Raw genomic sequence first — 19,946 nt, forward strand, 5'->3', positions numbered from 1 at the left:
TGGAACAGAGAACGCTGCAAACAATCGACAATCCGTTCGGCACGAGATTGTCACCTATGTCTTAGGTACAAACTGTTACCTATGTCTCCGGTCTGGACATGATTTTAATGGCGCACCCGACAGGATTCGAACCTGTGACCTTTGGAATCGGAATCCAACACTCTATCCAGCTGAGCTACGGGTGCAGCGGTCACGCTTGAATCGCGTGCAGCGGTTGGTTCATACCCCAGCTTTGTTTGCGCATCAATGTCTAAAAATCAGAGTTTTGCGAAACGTTGTCTGTTTTTGGGCGGAACTCGTTGTGGGGCGTGTTTCGCGGCGGCCGCCGCCCTTTGCGCGGTGGCGGGGCGATGCGTCGTTTGACGTATTGTTTTTTGTTGGAACGGGGTTTCTCTTATAAGTAGTATGTTATTGCCGGGTCGAAACGCTGTTTTGCCGCCTTCATGAAGAGGTGCTCGGATGAGGTCAACGCCTTTCAAAAGCGGCTCGGGAAGCGGTTTTATCCCCTCAAAATTGGCGGGTAAATAGTCATACTTATTTTGCTCGCCGCGTGGCGATCTGGTGTCAGGGTTTGCGTCGTCGGCGATTAACTGTCAAATTATTATACAATATTAGTATCATCTACATTTATTTGGGATACAGTTTCGCGACGTTGTCGGTTATGATTTCGGCAAGGTAAAGGAACGAATCAGGCGGGGGATCGGATGGCTTTGCGATTGGCACACAGCAACGGGCCGCGGACGGAAAAGGCCGAAAACGGCAGCGCGGAAGCGGCGCATATCACGGCTATCGACTATGGGTTGCTGACGACTGCGATCAGCTATCATTTGCGGCACTCGCAACTTGCCGTGGCAAACGGTTTTGCCGATGTGCTGGCGGAGCAGGGATTGCGGCCGGCCGATTTTTCCGTTCTCGTCATCGTCGGCGGCAATCCGGGTCTCAAGCAGAGCGATGTGGCCGAAGCGCTCGGCATACAGCGCGCCAATTTCGTCGCCATCGTCGACAGCATGGAAGAGAAGGGATTACTCGTCCGCCGCAAATCGGAAGAGGACAGGCGCGTTCACTTCCTCGACATGACGGAGGAGGGCAGCAACCTTCTCGACCGGCTTTCCAACACCTGGCGGGATCGTGAGGACAAGCTGATCGACAGGATCGGCGGCAAGAAGGCCCGCGATCAGCTTCTGGCGCTGCTCGGACGCCTGCGCGACTGACATTCGAAGAGAGCGATGGGTCACAATGGCGCAGGCAGCCGCAAGGTGCGGCCTGGTTTGCAGATATTCCTGTCTTCCCATGTCTGCGGCGCCGGTGACGATCTTGCTGCGCTGGTCTTTCACGCGAGCCTGATCGGCGGCGGGGCTGAATTGCGTTGCAATTTTCCTGTGAAACCGCCAAGACGCGTAAGCATCTTCACGCCGTTGGGCGTGGAACCGCAATCATGCGATCGACTGGAGAGGCCCGGGACGGGAACGCCATGCTGAATATCGATACGAGTCATCCGCTTTATCGTCCCTTGTGGGTCCGGTTGCTCATCGTCGGCTTTTGCGCCGCATGGGCCGTCATCGAATTCGTCAATCGCGAGTTTTTCTGGGGAACCATCGTTGCCGGCATCGGGGCCTATGCGGCCTATGAATTGTTGCTGAAGTTCAAACCCGCTAGCGATGCCGCCAAAAGCGGGGACGGCACGAATGAGCACGCCGCCGAAAGCGCGCCCGCCGACAAGAACGATGCGGGCTGAAGCGCCTTCTATCTTTCGTTTGAGGTATCTTGCGGGATAAGGCCGTCCGGCACTTTTACCGGAAATGCTCCCGCGCCCGCAGCATCCTTATCGCCTGGTCGATCAGGAGATTGGCAGCCGTCATGCGCAGCGTCGCATTGTGCCGGAACTGCGGTTTCACCCGGTCGGGATGATTGAGGCGGGCAAAGGCGCGACGCTTCTCCGCAAGCGTTGCGGCCGTGTCCGCGTCGTGGATCGCCAGTTCCACCGAAACATCGGCAAGCGACGTCTTTTCGAGATGAGCCGGCATCGGTTCCGGTTCGGGTTCCTGCTCCGGTTCCGGCGGCGGCGCGGGGTCGGCCAGGAAGGCGAGATAGGCATCGAGATTGCCGTTTGCCGGCTGCGGCGCTTCTATATGGGTATCGACAACGAACCCCGAGCTGAAACCGGTAATACGGTGGCCGGCGGGCGGTGAAGGCTCCGCGCCTTGTTCTTCTTCCTCCTGTTTCAGTCTTTCGACGACCGATTGGAAAACGGATTGTCCGAAGAGCATGCGGCTGTTCCCTGCGCCGGCCTCAATGATCCGGCCTTCATAGGGTATGAAGGTGGAGTCGGGCTTGCCATCTCGTCATGTGGTGGTCAGTTTGCGGCTTTCATCCAGAACCAGATCGTAAAGCAGGCGGGCGCTGGGCGGCAAAACACGGCCCTTGGTGGTGATGATGCTGTAGGGCTTAACAACGAGCTCGAAATCCGTCGGCAATATTCGGGTTCGGCCGATATCCGCCTGCTGGCCGGTAACGAATTCGGCCATGTCCTGGGCAATCGGGGCGATGGCGTCCGTGTTGCAGACAAGCGCAAGGGTGAGCACCACCGATGGCGTGTTGATGACGTTGCGCGGCATGGCGACGCCGTGGGTAAGGAACACATCTTCCATGGTTCTGCGTAAAAGCGCGCCGGGCGGCTGGAAGACCCAGTCGTAGCCGGAAAGGTCTTGCAAGGTCACGGGCGCGCCCTGAAGCAGCGGGTGACCTTCGCGCACCACCAGACAGGCGCGTTCTATGCCGATTTCATGAATGGAAAAGAGGCCGGGATCGAAATCGTCGGGAATGCGGCCGATGATGAAATCGTGGCGGGCCGCCAGCAGTTCGCGGGCCAGCACGTTGCTGCTTTCCACCTGCACGTTGATTTCGATGCCGGGATAGGTGTCCATGGCGCGCCTTATGGCGGGAACGACGAGGCTGATCGCCGGTGCAGTGACGGCGCCGATATAGACCGAGCCGCCGCTGCCGGATTTCATCTGGTTCAGTTCGCGGCTCGCCTCGCGCAGCTCCAGCAATATGGTGCGCGCCCGGCGCGCCAGCGCCTCGCCGAATTTCGTCAACACCACGCCGCGCGACGCCCGCTGACAGAGGGGTGATTTGACGATCGCCTCCATTTCCGAAAGCATGCGCGAGGCTGCAGGCTGCGTCATGTTCATGGCCGCGGCGGCCGCGCTCACCTGTCCGTGTTCCTCGATCATGACCAGCATGCGCAGGTGGCTCATCTTCAATCCGGCCCGCAGCAAGGGGTTGTCTTCAAAGACGAAAAGGGCCTCTGTTGTTTGCGCTTGCTCATACACTTTTAGGTTGTTCATTCGTCGTTTTATACCCCTCATCGGTTTTTGTATCGATTTAATATATCATAATTGATATATGGAAACTGATTTATTCTATTTGACAGTTATATGGATTCAGAACAATTTGCGGAATGCCGGGGAGGAGCGGCAGCTGTTCCATTTCGCAATTGCGAAATCGGAGTGAGCGCGATGCGGCTTCTTCCTCTGACGGCATGAATTTCATGGTGCACCGCAGCATGCGGGCTCCAGAGAAGGGCTCAAGGGAGAGAGTTTATGAAGTCCATTATTTCGCTGATGGCGGCTTGTGCCATCGGTGCTGCTTCTTTCGCAGCGCCGGCTTTCGCGCAGGACAAGGGTTCCGTTGGTATCGCCATGCCGACCAAGTCGTCGGCACGCTGGATCGACGACGGCAACAACATCGTAAAGCAGCTGCAGGAAGCCGGTTACACGACCGATCTGCAATATGCCGATGACGATATTCCGAACCAGCTTTCCCAGATCGAAAACATGGTCACCAAGGGCGTCAAGGTCCTCGTGATCGCATCGATCGACGGCACGACGCTGTCGGACGTCCTCAAGCAGGCCGGCGAGCAGGGCATCAAGGTCATCGCTTATGACCGCCTTATCCGCAACAGCGGCGACGTCAGCTACTACGCGACCTTCGACAACTTCCAGGTCGGCGTTCTGCAGGCGACTTCGATCGTCGACAAGCTCGGTCTGAAGGACGGCAAGGGTCCGTTCAACATCGAACTCTTCGGCGGCTCTCCGGACGACAACAACGCCTTCTTCTTCTATGACGGCGCGATGTCGGTTCTCCAGCCATACATCGACAGCGGCAAGCTTGTCGTGAAGTCCGGCCAGATGGGCATGGACAAGGTCGGTACGTTGCGCTGGGACCCTGCGACGGCCCAGGCCCGCATGGACAACCTGCTTTCGGCTTATTACACCGACGCCAAGGTTGACGCCGTCCTGTCGCCTTACGACGGTCTTTCCATCGGCATCATCTCCTCGCTGAAGGGCGTTGGCTATGGCACGAAGGACCAGCCGCTGCCGGTCGTTTCCGGTCAGGACGCTGAAGTTCCTTCCGTCAAGTCGATCATTGCCGGCGAACAGTATTCCACTATCTTCAAGGACACCCGCGAACTCGCCAAGGTGACCGTGAACATGGTCAACGCTGTCATGGAAGGCAAGGAGCCTGAGGTAAACGACACCAAGACCTATGAAAATGGCGTCAAGGTTGTTCCGTCCTACCTGCTGAAGCCGGTGGCCGTGACCAAGGAGAACTACAAGCAGGTTCTCGTCGATGGTGGTTATTACACCGAAGATCAGCTGAAATAAGCTCGACACACATGCGGGGATGGCTTGGCGTCATCCCCGTTTTTCCATAAAAATAAAAACGCCTGAATTAATCGGGCGCTGGATTGCGATATGGCCAATACCATTCTCGAAATGCGGAACATCACCAAGACGTTTCCGGGCGTGAAAGCGCTTGAGAACGTCAACCTCAAGGTTAAAGAGGGTGAGATCCACGCACTCGTCGGTGAGAACGGCGCAGGGAAGTCGACCTTGATGAAGGTCCTTTCCGGTGTTTACCCCGCCGGTACCTATGAGGGCGAAATCCACTATGAAGGCGCAGTGCGAAACTTTCGCGCCATCAACGACAGCGAAGATATTGGTATCATCATCATTCACCAGGAGCTGGCGCTCGTACCGCTCCTGTCGATTGCAGAAAACATCTTCCTCGGCAACGAAGTCGCCACCAATGGCGTCATCAGCTGGCAGCAGACCTTCAACCGCACCCGCGAACTTTTAAAGAAGGTGGGCCTGAAGGAATCGCCGGAGACGCTGATCACCGATATCGGCGTCGGCAAGCAGCAGCTGGTCGAAATCGCCAAGGCGCTGTCGAAGAGCGTGAAGCTGCTTATCCTCGACGAGCCGACGGCGTCGCTCAACGAAAGCGATTCCGAGGCGCTGCTGAACCTGTTGATCGAATTCCGCAAGCAGGGCATGACCTCGATCATCATCACCCACAAGCTCAACGAAGTGCGCAAGGTGGCCGACCAGATCACCGTGCTGCGCGACGGTATGACGGTGAAGACACTCGACTGCCACCAGGAAGAAATCAGCGAGGATGTCATCATCCGCAACATGGTGGGGCGCGATCTCGAAGATCGTTATCCGCCGCGCGACGTGCCGATCGGCGAGACCATTTTCGAAGTTAAGAACTGGAACGCCTATCACCAGCAGCACCGCGACCGCCAGGTTCTGCATGATATCAACGTGACCGTGCGCAAGGGAGAAGTCGTTGGCATAGCCGGTTTGATGGGTGCCGGGCGCACCGAATTCGCCATGAGCGTGTTCGGCAAGTCCTATGGTCACAAGATCAGTGGCGAGGTGCTGATCGACGGCAAGCCCGTTGACGTCAGCACCGTGCGCAAGGCGATCGATGCCGGTCTTGCCTATGTGACGGAAGACCGCAAGCATCTCGGTCTCGTGCTCAACGACAACATCCTGCACAATACCACGCTTGCCAATCTGGCCGGTGTGTCGAATGCCAGCATCATCGACGACATCAAGGAAATGAAGGTGGCGAGCGATTTTCGCACGCGTCTTCGCATCCGGTCTTCAGGCATTTTCCAGGAAACGGTCAATCTTTCGGGCGGCAACCAGCAGAAGGTCGTGCTCTCCAAGTGGCTGTTCTCCGATCCCGATGTCCTGATCCTCGATGAACCGACCCGCGGTATCGATGTCGGCGCGAAATACGAAATTTACACCATCATCAACCAGCTCGCTGCCGACGGCAAAGGCGTTCTGATGATCTCATCGGAAATGCCCGAACTGCTCGGCAATTGCGACCGCATCTACGTCATGAACGAAGGCCGCATCGTCGCTGAATTGCCGAAGGGAGAGGCGAGCCAGGAAAGCATCATGCGCGCTATCATGCGCTCAGGGGAGAAGAACTCATGAGTTCGGCAAACACAACAAACGAAGAAAGTAACGTCGTCTCGGTCACGTCCTATATTCGCTCCAATATCCGCGAATACGGCATGCTGATCGCGCTCGTCGCCATCATGGTTTTCTTCCAGTTCTACACCGGCGGCATCCTGTTCCGCCCTGTGAACCTGACCAACCTCATCCTGCAGAACTCGTTCATCGTCATCATGGCGCTGGGCATGCTGCTCGTCATCGTGGCGGGGCATATCGACCTTTCGGTCGGCTCCATCGTCGCCTTTGTCGGCGCGATAGCCGCCATATTGACCGTGCAATGGGGTATGAACCCGTTTCTGGCGGCGCTGATTTGTCTTGTCATCGGCGGCATCATCGGTGCTGCCCAGGGTTACTGGATCGCCTATCACCGTATTCCGTCGTTCATCGTGACGCTGGCGGGCATGCTGGTGTTTCGCGGCCTGACGCTGTTTGTGCTTGGCGGCAAGAATATCGGCCCGTTCCCTGCCGATTTCCAGATCATCAGCACCGGCTTCCTGCCTGACATCGGCGGCATTGAAGGTCTCAACACCACGTCGATGATCCTGACGATACTGATTACGGTCGTCATGTTCTATCTCGCATGGCGTCGCCGCGTGGTGAACGTGAAGCACGGCATCAATGTCGAGCCTTTCGGTTTCTTCATCGCCGAGAACCTTTTGATTGCGGCCGCGATCCTGTTCCTCGGCTACCAGCTTTCCACCTATCGCGGCCTGCCTAACGTGCTGATCGTGATGCTGGTTCTGATCGCGCTTTATAGCTTCGTAACACGTCGCACCACCATCGGTCGCCGCGTCTACGCCATGGGCGGCAATGAGAAGGCGACCAAGCTTTCGGGTATCAACACCGAACGCCTGAGCTTCCTCACCTTCGTCAACATGGGCGTGCTGGCGGGTCTTGCCGGCATGATCATCGCGACCCGCCTCAACTCGGCAACGCCGAAGGCAGGTGTTGGCTTCGAGCTTGACGTGATCGCGGCCTGCTTCATCGGCGGCGCTTCGGCATCCGGCGGCGTTGGCAAGATCACCGGTGCGGTCATCGGCGCCTTCATCATGGGTGTCATGAACAACGGCATGTCGATCGTCGGCCTCGGCATCGACTTCCAGCAGATGGTCAAGGGCCTCGTGCTGCTCGCCGCCGTGTTCTTCGACGTCTACAACAAGAACAAGGGCTGATCGGCCCAACCCCTATCGCAGTCAAAAAAGTGGCCGGTTTCCGGCCACTTTCATAAGATGCAGGCGCAAGGCGTCGCTTAGAAGAGATAAAGGCGCCTAGCGCCGGAGGAAGGAAATCCCGTGCTCATTTCACAGATCAAAGATGCCAGCGGCAACATCACCGTAGCGGTTCGCGAAGAAGGCGGGCAGGCGCACGCCGTCAAGGGTGCGGCGTCGGTTTACGCGCTTGCCATGGAAGCCGCCAATGGCGGCAAGAGCCTTGCCGACGTCATTTCCGCCCATGGTCTCGGCGATGCCGTCGATCTTGAAAAGGCTTATGCCGAAGGTCGTTTCCTGCCGCCGATCACCCATCCCGATCCGGCGCATCTGCATCTGACCGGCACCGGCCTTACCCATTTGGGGTCGGCCGCGACTCGCGACAGCATGCACAAGAAGACCACGGAAGCGGCTGAAGAAAGCCTGACGGACTCCATGAAGATGTTCCGCATGGGTCTGGAAAACGGCAAGCCCAAGGCCGGCGAAAAGGGCGTTCAGCCCGAGTGGTTCTATAAGGGCAACGGCCATGTGGCGGCAGCACCGGGTGCGGCGCTCACCTCTCCATCCTTCGCGCTCGATGGCGGCGAAGAGCCTGAGATGGCCGGCATCTACGTGATTTCCGACAAGGGTGAAGCGGTGCGCATCGGTTTTGCCGTGTCGAACGAGTTTTCCGATCACGTTACCGAGCGGATCAACTATCTGTACCTCGCCCATTCCAAGCTGCGTCCGGCAAGCTTCGGCCCGGAAATCCGCGTCGGCGCCCCGCCGTCGGATATTCGCGGCACTTCGCGCATCCGTCGCGGCGACAAGGTCATCTTCGAAAAGCCCTTCGTTTCGGGTGAGGACAACATGTCCCACACCTTCGCGAACCTCGAATATCACCACTTCAAATACGGCCTGTTCCGCGCCCCCGGTGACGTTCATGTGCATATGTTCGGCACCGCGACGCTTTCCTTCGCAGACGGCATCAAACCGGAAGCGGGCGACGTCTTCGAAATCGAAGCCGCCGGTTTCGGCCTGCCTCTGAAGAATCCGCTGGCCGTTGACGCGGAAGAAGAGATCAGCGTTCGGCAGATATGATCTGCAGGCCATCTTTGCGAATGATGGGGGGAGCTATTGCTCCCTCCATTCGTCCACACAAGGCCGGAATGACGCAAGTCATATTGTCTGCGTCAGGTTACCGTGAGGCAAAATCCTCCAGATGCGAAACATCCGCCAATGAGACAACGGCGCGGTTCTGCCAGTAATCGTCTTCCTTCAAATGCGTGATGCTTCCGGGGCGCGCCGGAAAGCTGACATAACCGGCGCTGTCGATCGGCATCTTGATCCATGCCGCGATGACGAATGTTAGAGCGAAGCCATGTGTCACGATGATCTGCGTGGCGCATGGCCGCGCGATGATCATGTCTACGGTCCGATATACCCTTTCGGCGAATTCGCGCCGGGTCTCGCCATCGGCTATGCCGCCGCGGTGATCCAGACGATTATGGTGCGGTGCCGGGATTTGGCGGTCGTCCAGCCATTGCTGCGGCATACCCTCGGCTTCGCCGTAGCTCATTTCCCGCAAGTCCCGCGTGAGCTCGATCGGCTGACCAAAGCCTTCGGCGATGATCTCGGACGTCTGTGAGGCCCGAAGCAGGTCGGAGCTGAAGATTTCCACGGGCTCGCCGCCAACCAGCGTCGCCAGCCTGGCGGCCGCCGCTGCCGCACCGGCTCTGCCGAGCGGCGTCAGTTCGGTATCATACCAGCCGCCAACCTTGTTTTCGATGTGGTGAATGGATTGCGGGTGCGTCACCACAAAAATGTTCTTCACGATTGTCTCCTGTTGTCGTCAGGCCTGTTCAATTCCCCATAGCTTGCCTTCGCCAACTTCCACGGAGTTGCCCGCAGGGTCGCGGATATAAACGGAATAGCTGTCATTCGGCCAGCGGTGGTAATGTTCGATGGGGATTCCGAATGCTTCAAAACGCGTCTTCCAGGCATCCACGTCCTGTTTGTCTTTCGCATAAAAGCAGAAGTGGCCTTCGCCTGCCGCGCCATGGCGGGGAATGGGATTTTCTGGATCAGCCTTGCGCGACTTCTCGGGATCGAAAACCAGCAACATCTGCTGCCCACATCTGAAAAACACAAATTGCCCGGGCAGTTTGCGGACGATCTCCAGCTCGAAGACATCCCGGTAAAAGGCTTCGGCGGCATCGAGATCGTCCACATAAATTGCGGTTTCCATGATGGCTGCTGGCGGTCGCATGGTCCCTCCGATGGTTCAGACGCGGTGGCGAATGATGGGCAAATGGCAGGCGGCGTCACGTCTTGTAGGTCAGCACCGTCAGATCGTGTTTGCCGACGCCACGTTCCAGAACGGTCCAGCCGCAGTTGACATAATAGTCTTCGAGTCCCCGCTGGCAGCAGAGATAGCTGGTCTCGTGGCCAAGTTCGGCCGCCCTTTGCGTCGCGGCCTGCAACAAGGCTCGCGCCACGCCCGAGCGCCGACGGTCTTCTTCCACCCACAGGGCTGCGACCCAGGGCAGATATTGCGGACGCTCTTCCAGGTCGCAATGAATGAGGAAGGAGGAGCCGACATAATCGCCGCCGTCATGGGCGACAAAGCCGGTGGGCAGCGCATGGGGGTTGGTCATGTCCTTCAGGTGCTCGGCGACGTCGCCCACCTGAAGGCCGCTATCCTGCCACCAGGCCGTCCAGACCCTTTCTGCTATGATGGGTCCATGCGACTGGCAGTCGCGATAGTCGGAAATGCTGTACAATGCCGTCTCCCGGCCGACTTTCCTCCCGCGGGTGGAAGCCGGATCATGCTTTCAAATCGATGCGGGGATTAAACCGGGTGGGACGGCGTTTCGCAACCGCCAACTTGTCGCGTCGGATCAGAGTTTCGTTGCCGTCACATGCAGCCATGCGGTCGGGAGCTGGTCGTAACCGCTGCCCTGCCTTGCCTCGATCTCCACCGTCGCCCAGCCAAACTGGCCGTAAACGTCTTCAAGCCAGGGCTTCGAAGGGTAATTGTAATAACGGCCGAACATGTCGCGGCCTTCCGCTTCTCCCGCCTTGAAGCTGGCGTAAAAAACGCCGCCCCGTTTCAGCGCGATGTGGATGCGACCGATAATGCCCGGCAGGGCAGGGCGGGGCACATGCAGCAGGCAGGCATTGGCCCAGACGCCGTCATATCGCTCACGCTCGTCGATATCCTCGAACAGCAATGTCCGGACAGGAATGCCGAGCCGGGCCTGCGCCGCTTTGGCGATTTCAGGCGTTCCGTCGGTGGGGTGGACATCGTAACCGGCGGCCAGCATGAATTCGCTGTCCTGCCCGCCGCCGCATCCCAGTTCTAGAATGCTTGCACCCTCGTGAAGCCGCGCCAGGAATGTTTCCAGATGCGGGCGATCTGCCGCCTGCCCGCGCGAGGTATAGGCTGCGGCGTTACCCGTATAAAAGCCGATTGTATCGTCGTCCTTGGCAACCATGGTCTCAGCTTTGCGACTGGCTCTGGCCCTGCGATTGCTGCACGGTGACCGACACATTCAGGGTCTCACCGGCAGGGCCGACGCGCATACCGGATATAGGCGCGCAATCGCGGTAGCAGAGGCCGGATGCGATGCGGACGTAACGGTCATCGGGGCAGATATTGTTGGCAGCGTCGAAGCCCACCCAGCCCAGCCCCTGAAGATGAACCTCGGCCCAGGCGTGGGTGGCGGTCTGTTCCTCCACCTCTTCCATCATCAGATAACCGGAAACATAACGCGCGGGCAGGCCCATCAGCCGGGCTGCGGAAATCAGGATATGGGCATGGTCCTGGCAGACGCCCTTGCCCGCTTCCAGCGCCGCTTCCGCCGTGGTTTCGATATCGGTCGCGCCGGGCATATACTCCACCTTGCGGTGAATATTTTCCATGAGGTCGTGCAGGCGGGCCAGCTCGCTGTCGCCGGCGCTCACCTTCACCAGTTCGCGCACCAGCTTTCCCGGTTTGGTAAGCGGCGTCTCTCGCAGGAAAAGCCAGAGCGGTGCGTTGCCGATGTGGTGTCCGAACACGCCCGCCTTGTCCTGCGTGCTCACCGTGCCGCTTGCCACGACCTTCACCCGCTTTTGCGGGCCTTCGGTTTCCACCAGCGCAACGCGGTTGCCGAAATGGTCGTCATAGGCCACTTCGACGGTGGCGCCATCGACCGAGACATCCCAGTTTTCCACCGTCTGGCCCGGGCCGGTCTGCGGCGTCAGGCGCAGCCGCTGCAACGCATAGGGCATCGGCTCGTCATAGACATATTCCGTCGTATGGGTGATTTTCAGACGCATAAGCTGTCCCCGTCCACGCGCTTATTGATAGAAGCGGTAGCCTTCCGTGATTTCCTGTCCCAGTTGGCCGTTGCGGTTGACGAACCTCTCCAGAAATTCGTGCAGGCCCTCGTCCATGACCCGGGCGATGGTGGTCGCGCGCAGGCTGTCGCGAATGCTTTCCGCCGTGTCATGCGCCTTGTGCCTCTCGCTGTAATCCTCGGCTATATGGTTGAGGTTGCTGGCGATCTTTTCATAACAATAGGCCAGCGAGCGCGGCATGCGGCCATTGAGAATGAGGAAGTCGGCAATATTGGCCGGCTTGTATTCCGCATCGTAGACCCAGCCATAGGAACGGTGCGCCGAGACCGAACGCAGGATGGATTCCCACTGCGCATTGTCCAGCGACGACCCCACATGGGCGACCGCCGGCAGCAGCACGTAATATTTGACGTCGAGAATGCGCGCCGTGTTGTCCGCCCGCTCGATGAACGTGCCAATGCGGGAGAAATTGTAAAGATCGTTGCGCAGCATCGAGCCGTGGAAGGCGCCACGCACCAGACCGGCGCGATGTTTGATGACATCGATTGTCTGCGGCAGTTCCGCGTGGTTGAGCTTGCGGCCGAGGATATTCTTCAGCTCGATCCAGAATTCATTGGTGGCTTCCCATGTCTCGCGCGTCAGCGCCGTGCGCACCATGCGGGCGTTGTTGCGGCCCGCCTCTATGCAGGACATGACGCTGGAAGGGTTCGATTTTTCCCGAAGCAGATAATCGATCGCATCCGCCGTCGTCACCTTCTCTTGCTTTTCGAGAAAGGCTTCGCGCACGCCCGCACTTTGCAGCACGCCATCCCAGTCCTCATCGCCGCTGCCGCTGCGCGTCAATGAAACGCGCAGGCCCGCATCGATCAGCCGGGCGATGTTTTCAGCGCGCTCGATGTACCGGAACATCCAGTAGAGCCCGTTTGCCGTTCTGCCCAGCATGGCTTAATCCTCCAGTACCCAGGTATCCTTGGTGCCGCCGCCCTGGCTGGAATTGACCACCAGCGAGCCCTTTTTCAGCGCCACGCGGGTCAGGCCGCCGGGAATGATCTGCACCTTGTCCGAGACGAGCACGTAGGGGCGCAGATCGACATGGCGCGGCGCGATGCCGTTTTTCACCATGATCGGCACGGTGGAGAGCGACAGCGTCGGCTGCGCGATGTAATTCGAGGGGCGCGCCCGCAGCTTATCGGCAAACAGTGCGCGTTCGCGTTTCGTCGCCGTGGGGCCGACCAGCATGCCGTAACCGCCCGAACCGTGGACTTCCTTGACAACCAGTTCGGCGAGGTTGTCGAGCACATATTTCAGGCTGTCGGGCTCGGAACAGCGCCAGGTCGGCACGTTTTCCAGGAGCGGCTTGCGGCCGGTATAGAACTCGACGATCTCGGGCATGTAGGAATAGATCGCCTTGTCGTCGGAAATGCCGGTGCCGGGGGCATTGGCGATGGTGATGTTGCCTGCGCGGTAGACATCCATGATGCCGGGCACGCCGAGCGCCGAATCCGGCCGGAAGGTCAGCGGATCGAGGAAGTCGTCGTCGACGCGACGATAGAGAACATCGATTGCTTCATAACCGCGGGTGGTGCGCATCTTGACCTTGCCGTCCATGACACGCAGGTCGGATCCTTCCACCAGCTCCACGCCCATCATGTCGGCGAGGAAGGAATGTTCGTAATAGGCGGAATTGTAGATGCCGGGGGTCAGCACCGCGACGCGCGGCTTGCCGGTGCAGCCAGGCGGGGCGAGCGAGGCGAGCGACTGGCGCAGCAGATAGGGGTAATCCTCCACCCGCCGCACGCGGTTTTCGTGGAAGAGTTCCGGGAACATCTGCATCATCGTTTCGCGGTTTTCCAGCATATAGCTGACACCGGAAGGCGTGCGGGCATTGTCTTCCAGAACGTAGAACTGGTCTTCGCCGGTGCGGACAATGTCAGTGCCGACAATGTGGGTATAGACACCGCCGGGCGGGGTGAAGCCGATCATTTCCGGCAGGAACGCTTCGTTCTTCTCGATGATTTCGCGGGGAATGCGCCCGGCGCGGATGATTTCCTGTTTGTGATAGATATCGTCGAGGAAAGCATTGAGGGCGAGGACGCGCTGTTCGATGCCCTGGGCCAGTTTGCGCCACTCGCGGCCGGAGATGATGCGCGGGATGATATCGAAGGGGATCAGTTTTTCTGAACTGTCGGCATGGCCATAGACTGCGAAAGTAATACCGGTTTTTCGAAAGATGTTTTCCGCGTCTTTTGATTTCTGGATCAGGTGCGCCCTGTCCTGTCGGCTGTACCACTCGTTATAGTTTTCATATGGGCTTCGCGGCGTGTCGTCCGCATTTATCATTTCGTCAAATGCCAACTTCGATGTCCCCTTTTTTGCCATTTGAATACAACGAGAAATGCAATGCAAGAACTATGCAGGCCTCCCCGAGAAGATTTTTTGTCGCCTTAGAGTTTTAAAAAAGAAGCGTTTTTTGGGTTTCAGCCTATAAATGCGGCATTGGCAAATTGGTTGCGCGGTGGCGAGGGGTGTAATGAGGTGGCTGTGCTGTGTACGCCCTGGGCGAATGCATAAATTTTAGTCGATCGCTTTCGATTGAAGAATGTCGGACGTTGCATCAGAAAATCTGAAAGATGTGATCACCAAAACACCTTTGACCTTTTTTTCGGATGCGGATACCGCCTTGCTGAATACTCAGCTCGATCACGCGCGGGTTTTGCGTCAAGTCGAAGAAGTGTCAATTCGCCGCCTGTCCTACACCGCGTTCGGTTACGGGCATCGTGCGGCACAGGGGATGTTCCCATGTCGCTCGACCGTCTGGCTCCGGCCATCTTCGTCTTTCTCTGGTCGACCGGCTGGGTCACCGCCAAATATGCGGTCTATTATACCGGACCGCTCACCTTTCTCTGTCTGCGCTATCTGCTGGCGGGGGCGCTGCTGTGGGCGATCTGCCGCGTTTCCTCCATCCAGTGGCCTCAGCGACGTGCCGATGTCTTCCGGGCGATCCTGTCCGGCGTCTTCCTGCACGGTCTTTATCTCGGCATGATCTGGTGGGCGATCGGGCAGGGCGTGCCGGCGGCGATCGGCGGTATCATCGCCGGTCTGCAGCCGCTGATGACGGCGGTGGCCGCCCGTTTCATGATCGGTGAGAAAATCTCGCCCCTGCAGCGCGCCGGCCTGCTTATCGGCTTTGCCGGCATCGCCATTGCCGTGCTGCCGAAGGTCATGGCCACCGGTGCTGTCGGCCTGTCGGTGCCGCTCTACGCCGTGGCGGTCAATGTGCTGGGCATGACGTCGGTGACCTATGGCACGCTCTACCAGAAGAAATATGTCCATGGCGGAAACATCATGGCGGTAGCCACGCTGCAATATGTCGGTGCGTTGCTGGTCACCGTTCCCTTCGCGCTTCTGCTGGAGGATGGGCATGTGGACTGGAGCCTTGGCCTTGCCGCCACGCTTGCCTGGTCCGTGGGTGCGATCTCCATCGGCGCCGTGGCGTTGCTTCTTTATCTGATCCGGCGCGGGCAGGTCTCGCGGGCCGCCTCGCTGATCTATCTCGTGCCGCCGCTTGCCGCCGTGGAAGCCGCGCTGCTTTTCGGCGAAACGCTGACACCCGCCATGATCGCCGGCACCGTTCTGGCGGTAACGGGGGTTTATCTCGCCAATCGCAGGCCTGCCGCAGCGGTTGCGACGCGTTAATTACTACAACCGCATATTAGGGGTTTGTTAACCATAAAATTATACCTCTCGTTAATCCAAAGATTTGGCGGGGGTTACATGTCTATTTCACGTCGTGGTGTTCTGTTCGGATTGCCGTTGTTTCTGGCTGGCTGCGCGAATACCGGTATTGGCCAGCAGAGGCTGAATTATGCGGCAAAGCCGGAGGAGAAATTCCCGCTTCCCGCCATGCATCTCGACAAGGTCAAGCCGGAGCTTCGTCGGCAGGAAGTCAGCTACGACACCAGACACCCGGCAGGAACGGTTGTCGTGGATACGCCGGCGCGGCGGCTTTATTACGTTATGGGCGATGGTCGCGCCATGCGTTATGGCGTCGGTGTCGGCCGGCAGGGTCTTGCACTGAAGGGCGATGCCTATATCGGCCGCAAGGCGGAATGGCCGTCCTGGACGCCGACTGCGAACATGATGCGCCGTGATCCGCGCAATCTGAAATTCGCCGGCGGTATGGCGGGCGGCCCGAATAATCCGCTCGGCGCACGCGCGCTCTATCTCTATCGCGGCGGCAACGACACCATGTTCCGTCTGCACGGCACCAACCAGCCGCAATCCATCGGCCACGCCATGTCGAGCGGCTGCATTCGCATGCTGAACCACGACATCATCGATCTTTACAGCCGCGTGCCGGTGGGTTCGAAGGTTGTTGTCTTGCAGGCATGAGGAAGAGGCGGATTTTTCCGCCTTTGGCACGCCAGAAAATGCCTGTATCCTTGAGTTGATTTTTTTTGGCAAAAGGTCAATTTTGCGCTTGAAAATCAACCATGTGTAGAATGCCTCCCTTTCTGTATTTAAGGGAGTTCTGCTATATCGGAAACGTGATTTCCGGTGTCAGAGACGTGTATCCATAAAGGCGTAAATGCACTGTATCGAGCGCGGCACCACTTCAACGGGGACACATGACCATGGCAATTTTCGACTCTCTCTCCCGCTATCGCCCGCAGGCGCTCGGGGCGCTGCGCATCATGACGGCGCTACTTTTCATTTCGCATGGAACGCAGAAGCTGTTCGGTTTTCCGGCATCGCAGATGGAAGGCTCCCTGCCGACAATGCTGCTCGTGGCGGCGCTTCTGGAATTCGTCGGCGGCGTTCTCGTGCTGATCGGCCTGTTCACGCGTCCGGTCGCCTTTATCCTGTCCGGTCAGATGGCCGTTGCCTATTTCATCGCGCATGGACCGAAGAGCTTCTTCCCGGCCCTGAACGGTGGCGACGCCGCCATTCTGTTCTGCTTCATCTTCCTCTATCTGTTCGTTGCCGGTCCAGGCGCTTTCTCTGTGGATGAGCGCCGCGCCTGATTGGCCGAGATGGTCACTGATCTTTATCGAGGCCCCGCATGGCTGGAGCCATGCGGGGCCTTGTGTCTTGAAGTGGCAGAAACTTCGGCCGTCGCCGAAGCATTGGTGCGTGTTTTCGGGTTAGCAACGGTTCATCCTGAACGACGTTGGAAGATCGATCCGTGACCCCTCAGAACACCATAGCCCGTGAATTGCTGTTTCTCGCCTTGCTGTCCACGCTGTGGGCCGCATCCTATACTTTCATCAAGATCGGGGTGGAGACGATACCGCCGATCACCTTCATCGCGTCGCGTACGATGATAGCCGGTCTGCTGCTTTTTGCGGTGATCCGCCTGCGCGGGCTGCGTCTGCCCACGGATTTGGCGACGTGGCGGCTGTTTTTCATTCAGGCCTGCATCAACAGCGTTCTGCCCTTCACATTAATCGCCTGGGCGGAACAGAGCATCGATGCCGGGCTTGCCGTCATTCTCAATGCAACGACGCCGATCTTCACCTTTCTTCTCACCGCGCTGGTCATCCGGCACGAGGCGGTCAGCGGGCGCAAGCTGTTCGGCACCATTGCCGGCATGACGGGCGTTTGCCTCATCATCGGTATGGAAGCGCTTGATGGAGCGGGCGAGGCGATATGGAGCCAGATCGCCGTGCTGACGGCGGCGTTTTCCTATGCCTGCGCGGCCATTTTCAGTAAAAATTTCAAAGGGCTCGATCCGATCATGCCGGCCGCCGGCTCACTCATCTGCGGTGCTGTCCTGCTGTTGCCCGTGAGCCTGATCGTTGACCGACCCTGGACATTGTCACCTTCGGCGGCTTCACTGATGGCACTTGTGTGCCTCGGCGTCTTTTCCACCGCGCTCGCCTTCATGATCTATTTCCGGCTGATGCAGACGCTCGGTTCGGTCGGCACCACGTCGCAGGCGTATCTGCGGGTCCCGGTCGGCGTCGCCATCGGTATGGCATTTCTCGGCGAGGTGCCGACCCCGGTCATGTGGGCGGGGCTCGTCTGCGTCATCGCCGGCGTGCTGGCCATGACCTTGCCGTCACGACGCCGGGCGGTTGGGCAGGGCGGTTGAGGCAAAGAAAAGCCCCGCAAAGCCTGGGCTTGCGGGGTGAAATTTAAAAGCGCCTGGGTGCACGACAACCGCATGTAGACCGAGCGGGTGCCGCTTGTTTCTTCTCCCCGAGGGGGAGAAGTCCGCGGCAGCGGGATGAGGGGGCGCCCCTCGCCGGATTTCGGAGAGCTTGCCCCCTCATCCGACCCTTCGGGCCACCTTCTCCCCGGCGGGGAGAAGAAAGGCGCGGCAGCGCCGAGCGCCTCAGAGCGACTTAGCGGTTACGGCCGCGATTGCCGTTGCCGGAAGCACGTTTTTCCTGGCCGTTGCCGCCAGGAGGGGCGTGGCGGTTGGCGCCGCTGCCGCCGGGCTTGCGGGCCGGGCGGCGGTGCTTGCGCGGGCCGGCCGGACGGCCTGCATCGCCTTCTGCCTGCTTCACGCGTTTGAAGTCGGAGGTGACTTCCAGATCGTTGTCGGCATCGCGCGGCGCATGGTGGCGGGACGGGCGGGATTCGCCGTTGTGACGGCCGCCTTCACGCGGGCCGCGCTGCTGGCCGCCATTGTTGTTGCGGCCGCCACGGTTGTTGTTGGGGCGCGTCGGGCTGGCAAGCACGGACGGGCGTTCGCCCGAGGCAACCGGAATATCGATCTTCATCAGCTTTTCGATGTCGTGCAGCAGGCGGGTTTCGTCCGGTGCGCAGAAAGCTATGGCGATGCCGTCACGGCCGGCGCGGGCGGTACGGCCGATGCGGTGAACATAGGCATCCGGCACTTCCGGCAGGTCGTAGTTGAAGACGTGCGTCACAGCCGGAATGTCGATGCCGCGGGCGGCAACGTCGGTTGCAACCAGAACCTTGATATCACCGTCCTTGAAGCCCTTCAGTGCCCGCTCCCGCTGGCCCTGGCTCTTGTTGCCATGGATGGAAGCGACCTTGAAGCCGATATGTTCGAGATGCTTGTAGAGCTTTTCCGCGCCATGCTTGGTGCGCAAGAAAACGATGGCGCGGCCATCCGGGTTTTCGTTCAGCGACTTTTTCAGGAGATCGGTCTTGTCGTTCTTGCCGGCAACGAAATGCACATATTGCTCGACCTTGTCGGCAGCCTTGCCCGGAGGCGTGACTTCGACCTTGACCGGATCGGTCAGGTAGCTGTGCGACAGATCGGCAATCGCCTTCGGCATGGTGGCCGAGAACAAAAGCGTCTGGCGCTTGGCCGGAACCATTCTGGAAATCTTGCGCAGATCGTGGATGAAGCCGAGATCGAGCATCTGGTCCGCTTCATCGAGCACCAGATAGGTAACCTTGGAGAGCGAGATGGCGTTGCGGGCGATGAGGTCCAGCAGACGGCCGGGGGTGGCCACCAGAATGTCCGTGCCCTTTTCGAGCTGGAGCTGCTGCTTGTTGATCGATGCGCCACCGACAACCTGGTTGATGCGCAGCGGCGTCTTCTTCACGAAGGAGCGCAGGTTTTCGCCGATCTGGTTCACCAGCTCGCGGGTGGGGGCGAGGATGAGGGTGCGGCAGGTGCGGTTTGCCGGGCGGTCGGCCTGCTTCATCAGCATTTCGATGATCGGAAGGCCGAAAGCGGCGGTCTTGCCGGTGCCGGTCTGTGCGAGGCCGATCAGGTCGCGGCCTTCAAGCAGCAGCGGAATGGCCTTTGCCTGAATAGGGGTGGGAGCGGTATAGCCAAGCTGGGTAACGCTGGCCACGATCTTTTCGGAGAGGCCGAGTTCGCTAAAACTGGTCAATATAATGCCTTTCGGGGCGCCAAAAACCAATCGTCCGGAACAGGGCAGCTGTCCGGCGGTTTCGGCGTCAAGAACCCCGCGTGAATTGGGAACTTGTGGGTTGGAATAACTTTCTGCGCATCAGTGCGGCACATGCCGTCTTCTGTCTTCTCTGCGCTTTTCCTTCATGCGGGCCGGATACCTTAAGGGTGTTTTCCGGTCATACGCTGCAGCTCACGCGGCTGCCGAAGGTGAAAGCTTGACGGGGATGTGGGCGTTTTGCGCATCAAAGTCAAGCG

Annotated in this window: 20 protein-coding genes and 1 tRNA gene; 10 read left to right on the forward strand and 11 right to left on the reverse strand. The window is 59.0% G+C overall.

From position 1 onward, the window contains the following. Positions 1-108: 108 nt before the first annotated feature. A tRNA-Arg gene (locus PL597_RS01870) sits at positions 109-185 on the reverse strand. 519 nt (positions 186-704) lie between these two features. On the opposite strand from PL597_RS01870, the gene PL597_RS01875 reads away from it, so the two are divergent. After that, entirely contained in the window at positions 705-1,211 is a 507-nt protein-coding gene (locus PL597_RS01875) for a MarR family winged helix-turn-helix transcriptional regulator (RefSeq protein ID WP_077981479.1), read from the forward strand. Between the two features lie 260 nt (positions 1,212-1,471). Then, complete coding sequence (locus PL597_RS01880; protein WP_077981480.1) at positions 1,472-1,735, forward strand: hypothetical protein; 264 nt, start codon at positions 1,472-1,474, stop codon at positions 1,733-1,735. A gap of 55 nt (positions 1,736-1,790) precedes the next feature. Here the strand turns inward: PL597_RS01880 and PL597_RS01885 are convergent, their stop codons facing one another. Together PL597_RS01885 and PL597_RS01890 are read right to left on the reverse strand one after the other, a co-directional pair. Beyond that, entirely contained in the window at positions 1,791-2,267 is a 477-nt protein-coding gene (locus PL597_RS01885) for a hypothetical protein (RefSeq protein WP_271364487.1), read from the reverse strand. 75 nt (positions 2,268-2,342) lie between these two features. After that, a complete protein-coding gene (locus PL597_RS01890; protein ID WP_089153201.1) occupies positions 2,343-3,347 on the reverse strand; it encodes a LysR family transcriptional regulator in 1,005 nt (334 codons plus the stop codon). Positions 3,348-3,602: 255 nt separating this feature from the next. On the opposite strand from PL597_RS01890, the gene chvE reads away from it, so the two are divergent. The 4 genes from chvE to araD1 all read left to right on the forward strand — a co-directional run bounded on the left by chvE (position 3,603) and on the right by araD1 (position 8,605). Then, complete coding sequence (gene chvE / locus PL597_RS01895; RefSeq protein WP_077981484.1) at positions 3,603-4,667, forward strand: sugar ABC transporter substrate-binding protein ChvE; 1,065 nt, start codon at positions 3,603-3,605, stop codon at positions 4,665-4,667. Positions 4,668-4,757: 90 nt separating this feature from the next. Continuing rightward, positions 4,758-6,296: a sugar ABC transporter ATP-binding protein GguA gene (gene gguA / locus PL597_RS01900; RefSeq protein WP_271364488.1), complete on the forward strand. Its 1,539-nt coding sequence runs from the start codon at positions 4,758-4,760 to the stop codon at positions 6,294-6,296. Then, on the forward strand, positions 6,293-7,489 hold the full coding sequence (gene gguB / locus PL597_RS01905; RefSeq protein ID WP_077981486.1) for a sugar ABC transporter permease GguB: 1,197 nt from the start codon (positions 6,293-6,295) through the stop codon (positions 7,487-7,489). The genes gguA and gguB overlap by 4 nt, the downstream gene beginning before the upstream one ends. 120 nt (positions 7,490-7,609) lie before the next feature. Beyond that, positions 7,610-8,605, forward strand: coding sequence for a 2-keto-3-deoxy-L-arabinonate dehydratase AraD1 (gene araD1 / locus PL597_RS01910; protein WP_077981487.1), 996 nt, complete (start codon positions 7,610-7,612; stop codon positions 8,603-8,605). Positions 8,606-8,702: 97 nt separating this feature from the next. Here the strand turns inward: araD1 and PL597_RS01915 are convergent, their stop codons facing one another. The 7 genes from PL597_RS01915 to PL597_RS01945 all read right to left on the reverse strand — a co-directional run bounded on the left by PL597_RS01915 (position 8,703) and on the right by PL597_RS01945 (position 14,203). Beyond that, entirely contained in the window at positions 8,703-9,338 is a 636-nt protein-coding gene (locus PL597_RS01915) for a histidine phosphatase family protein (RefSeq protein WP_271364489.1), read from the reverse strand. An 18-nt stretch (positions 9,339-9,356) separates the two neighbouring features. Further along, positions 9,357-9,773 carry a VOC family protein gene (locus tag PL597_RS01920; protein WP_077981489.1) on the reverse strand — a complete coding sequence of 139 codons (417 nt, stop codon included), beginning with the start codon at positions 9,771-9,773 and terminating at the stop codon, positions 9,357-9,359. 55 nt (positions 9,774-9,828) lie between these two features. Beyond that, positions 9,829-10,287, reverse strand: coding sequence for a GNAT family N-acetyltransferase (locus PL597_RS01925; RefSeq protein ID WP_137410819.1), 459 nt, complete (start codon positions 10,285-10,287; stop codon positions 9,829-9,831). A gap of 117 nt (positions 10,288-10,404) precedes the next feature. Next, positions 10,405-11,001, reverse strand: a complete 597-nt coding sequence (locus PL597_RS01930; protein ID WP_137410818.1) for a class I SAM-dependent methyltransferase — start codon at positions 10,999-11,001, stop codon at positions 10,405-10,407. Positions 11,002-11,005: 4 nt separating this feature from the next. Then, a complete protein-coding gene (locus tag PL597_RS01935) occupies positions 11,006-11,827 on the reverse strand; it encodes a transglutaminase family protein (protein WP_077981492.1) in 822 nt (273 codons plus the stop codon). 21 nt (positions 11,828-11,848) lie between these two features. Further along, entirely contained in the window at positions 11,849-12,790 is a 942-nt protein-coding gene (locus tag PL597_RS01940; RefSeq protein ID WP_077981493.1) for an alpha-E domain-containing protein, read from the reverse strand. A 3-nt stretch (positions 12,791-12,793) separates the two neighbouring features. Beyond that, positions 12,794-14,203 carry a circularly permuted type 2 ATP-grasp protein gene (locus tag PL597_RS01945; protein WP_162520313.1) on the reverse strand — a complete coding sequence of 470 codons (1,410 nt, stop codon included), beginning with the start codon at positions 14,201-14,203 and terminating at the stop codon, positions 12,794-12,796. Between the two features lie 444 nt (positions 14,204-14,647). On the opposite strand from PL597_RS01945, the gene PL597_RS01950 reads away from it, so the two are divergent. The 4 genes from PL597_RS01950 to PL597_RS01965 all read left to right on the forward strand — a co-directional run bounded on the left by PL597_RS01950 (position 14,648) and on the right by PL597_RS01965 (position 17,942). Continuing rightward, entirely contained in the window at positions 14,648-15,544 is an 897-nt protein-coding gene (locus PL597_RS01950) for a DMT family transporter (protein WP_077981494.1), read from the forward strand. A gap of 78 nt (positions 15,545-15,622) precedes the next feature. Then, a complete protein-coding gene (locus PL597_RS01955; RefSeq protein WP_077981495.1) occupies positions 15,623-16,240 on the forward strand; it encodes a L,D-transpeptidase in 618 nt (205 codons plus the stop codon). 242 nt (positions 16,241-16,482) lie between these two features. Next, positions 16,483-16,872: a DoxX family protein gene (locus PL597_RS01960; protein WP_271364490.1), complete on the forward strand. Its 390-nt coding sequence runs from the start codon at positions 16,483-16,485 to the stop codon at positions 16,870-16,872. Positions 16,873-17,033: 161 nt separating this feature from the next. Further along, on the forward strand, positions 17,034-17,942 hold the full coding sequence (locus PL597_RS01965) for a DMT family transporter (RefSeq protein ID WP_271364491.1): 909 nt from the start codon (positions 17,034-17,036) through the stop codon (positions 17,940-17,942). Positions 17,943-18,195: 253 nt separating this feature from the next. Here the strand turns inward: PL597_RS01965 and PL597_RS01970 are convergent, their stop codons facing one another. Then, on the reverse strand, positions 18,196-19,668 hold the full coding sequence (locus PL597_RS01970) for a DEAD/DEAH box helicase (RefSeq protein ID WP_077981497.1): 1,473 nt from the start codon (positions 19,666-19,668) through the stop codon (positions 18,196-18,198). Positions 19,669-19,946 lie beyond the last annotated feature (278 nt).

Origin of the sequence: Agrobacterium sp. ST15.13.013, from assembly GCF_027956525.1 — a bacterium.
GTDB lineage: Bacteria > Pseudomonadota > Alphaproteobacteria > Rhizobiales > Rhizobiaceae > Agrobacterium > Agrobacterium salinitolerans.

What these genes read in the sequence shown, in the direction of transcription:
- PL597_RS01935 (WP_077981492.1), bottom strand. Translation starts at nt 11,827, where the DNA reads ATGCGTCTGAAAATCACCCATACGACGGAATATGTCTATGACGAGCCG.
- gguB (WP_077981486.1), top strand. Translation starts at nt 6,293, where the DNA reads ATGAGTTCGGCAAACACAACAAACGAAGAAAGTAACGTCGTCTCGGTC.
- PL597_RS01885 (WP_271364487.1), bottom strand. Translation starts at nt 2,267, where the DNA reads ATGCTCTTCGGACAATCCGTTTTCCAATCGGTCGTCGAAAGACTGAAA.
- PL597_RS01940 (WP_077981493.1), bottom strand. Translation starts at nt 12,790, where the DNA reads ATGCTGGGCAGAACGGCAAACGGGCTCTACTGGATGTTCCGGTACATC.
- PL597_RS01955 (WP_077981495.1), top strand. Translation starts at nt 15,623, where the DNA reads ATGTCTATTTCACGTCGTGGTGTTCTGTTCGGATTGCCGTTGTTTCTG.
- chvE (WP_077981484.1), top strand. Translation starts at nt 3,603, where the DNA reads ATGAAGTCCATTATTTCGCTGATGGCGGCTTGTGCCATCGGTGCTGCT.
- gguA (WP_271364488.1), top strand. Translation starts at nt 4,758, where the DNA reads ATGGCCAATACCATTCTCGAAATGCGGAACATCACCAAGACGTTTCCG.
- PL597_RS01930 (WP_137410818.1), bottom strand. Translation starts at nt 11,001, where the DNA reads ATGGTTGCCAAGGACGACGATACAATCGGCTTTTATACGGGTAACGCC.
- PL597_RS01920 (WP_077981489.1), bottom strand. Translation starts at nt 9,773, where the DNA reads ATGCGACCGCCAGCAGCCATCATGGAAACCGCAATTTATGTGGACGAT.
- PL597_RS01880 (WP_077981480.1), top strand. Translation starts at nt 1,472, where the DNA reads ATGCTGAATATCGATACGAGTCATCCGCTTTATCGTCCCTTGTGGGTC.
- PL597_RS01890 (WP_089153201.1), bottom strand. Translation starts at nt 3,347, where the DNA reads ATGAACAACCTAAAAGTGTATGAGCAAGCGCAAACAACAGAGGCCCTT.
- PL597_RS01950 (WP_077981494.1), top strand. Translation starts at nt 14,648, where the DNA reads ATGTCGCTCGACCGTCTGGCTCCGGCCATCTTCGTCTTTCTCTGGTCG.
- PL597_RS01960 (WP_271364490.1), top strand. Translation starts at nt 16,483, where the DNA reads ATGGCAATTTTCGACTCTCTCTCCCGCTATCGCCCGCAGGCGCTCGGG.
- PL597_RS01875 (WP_077981479.1), top strand. Translation starts at nt 705, where the DNA reads ATGGCTTTGCGATTGGCACACAGCAACGGGCCGCGGACGGAAAAGGCC.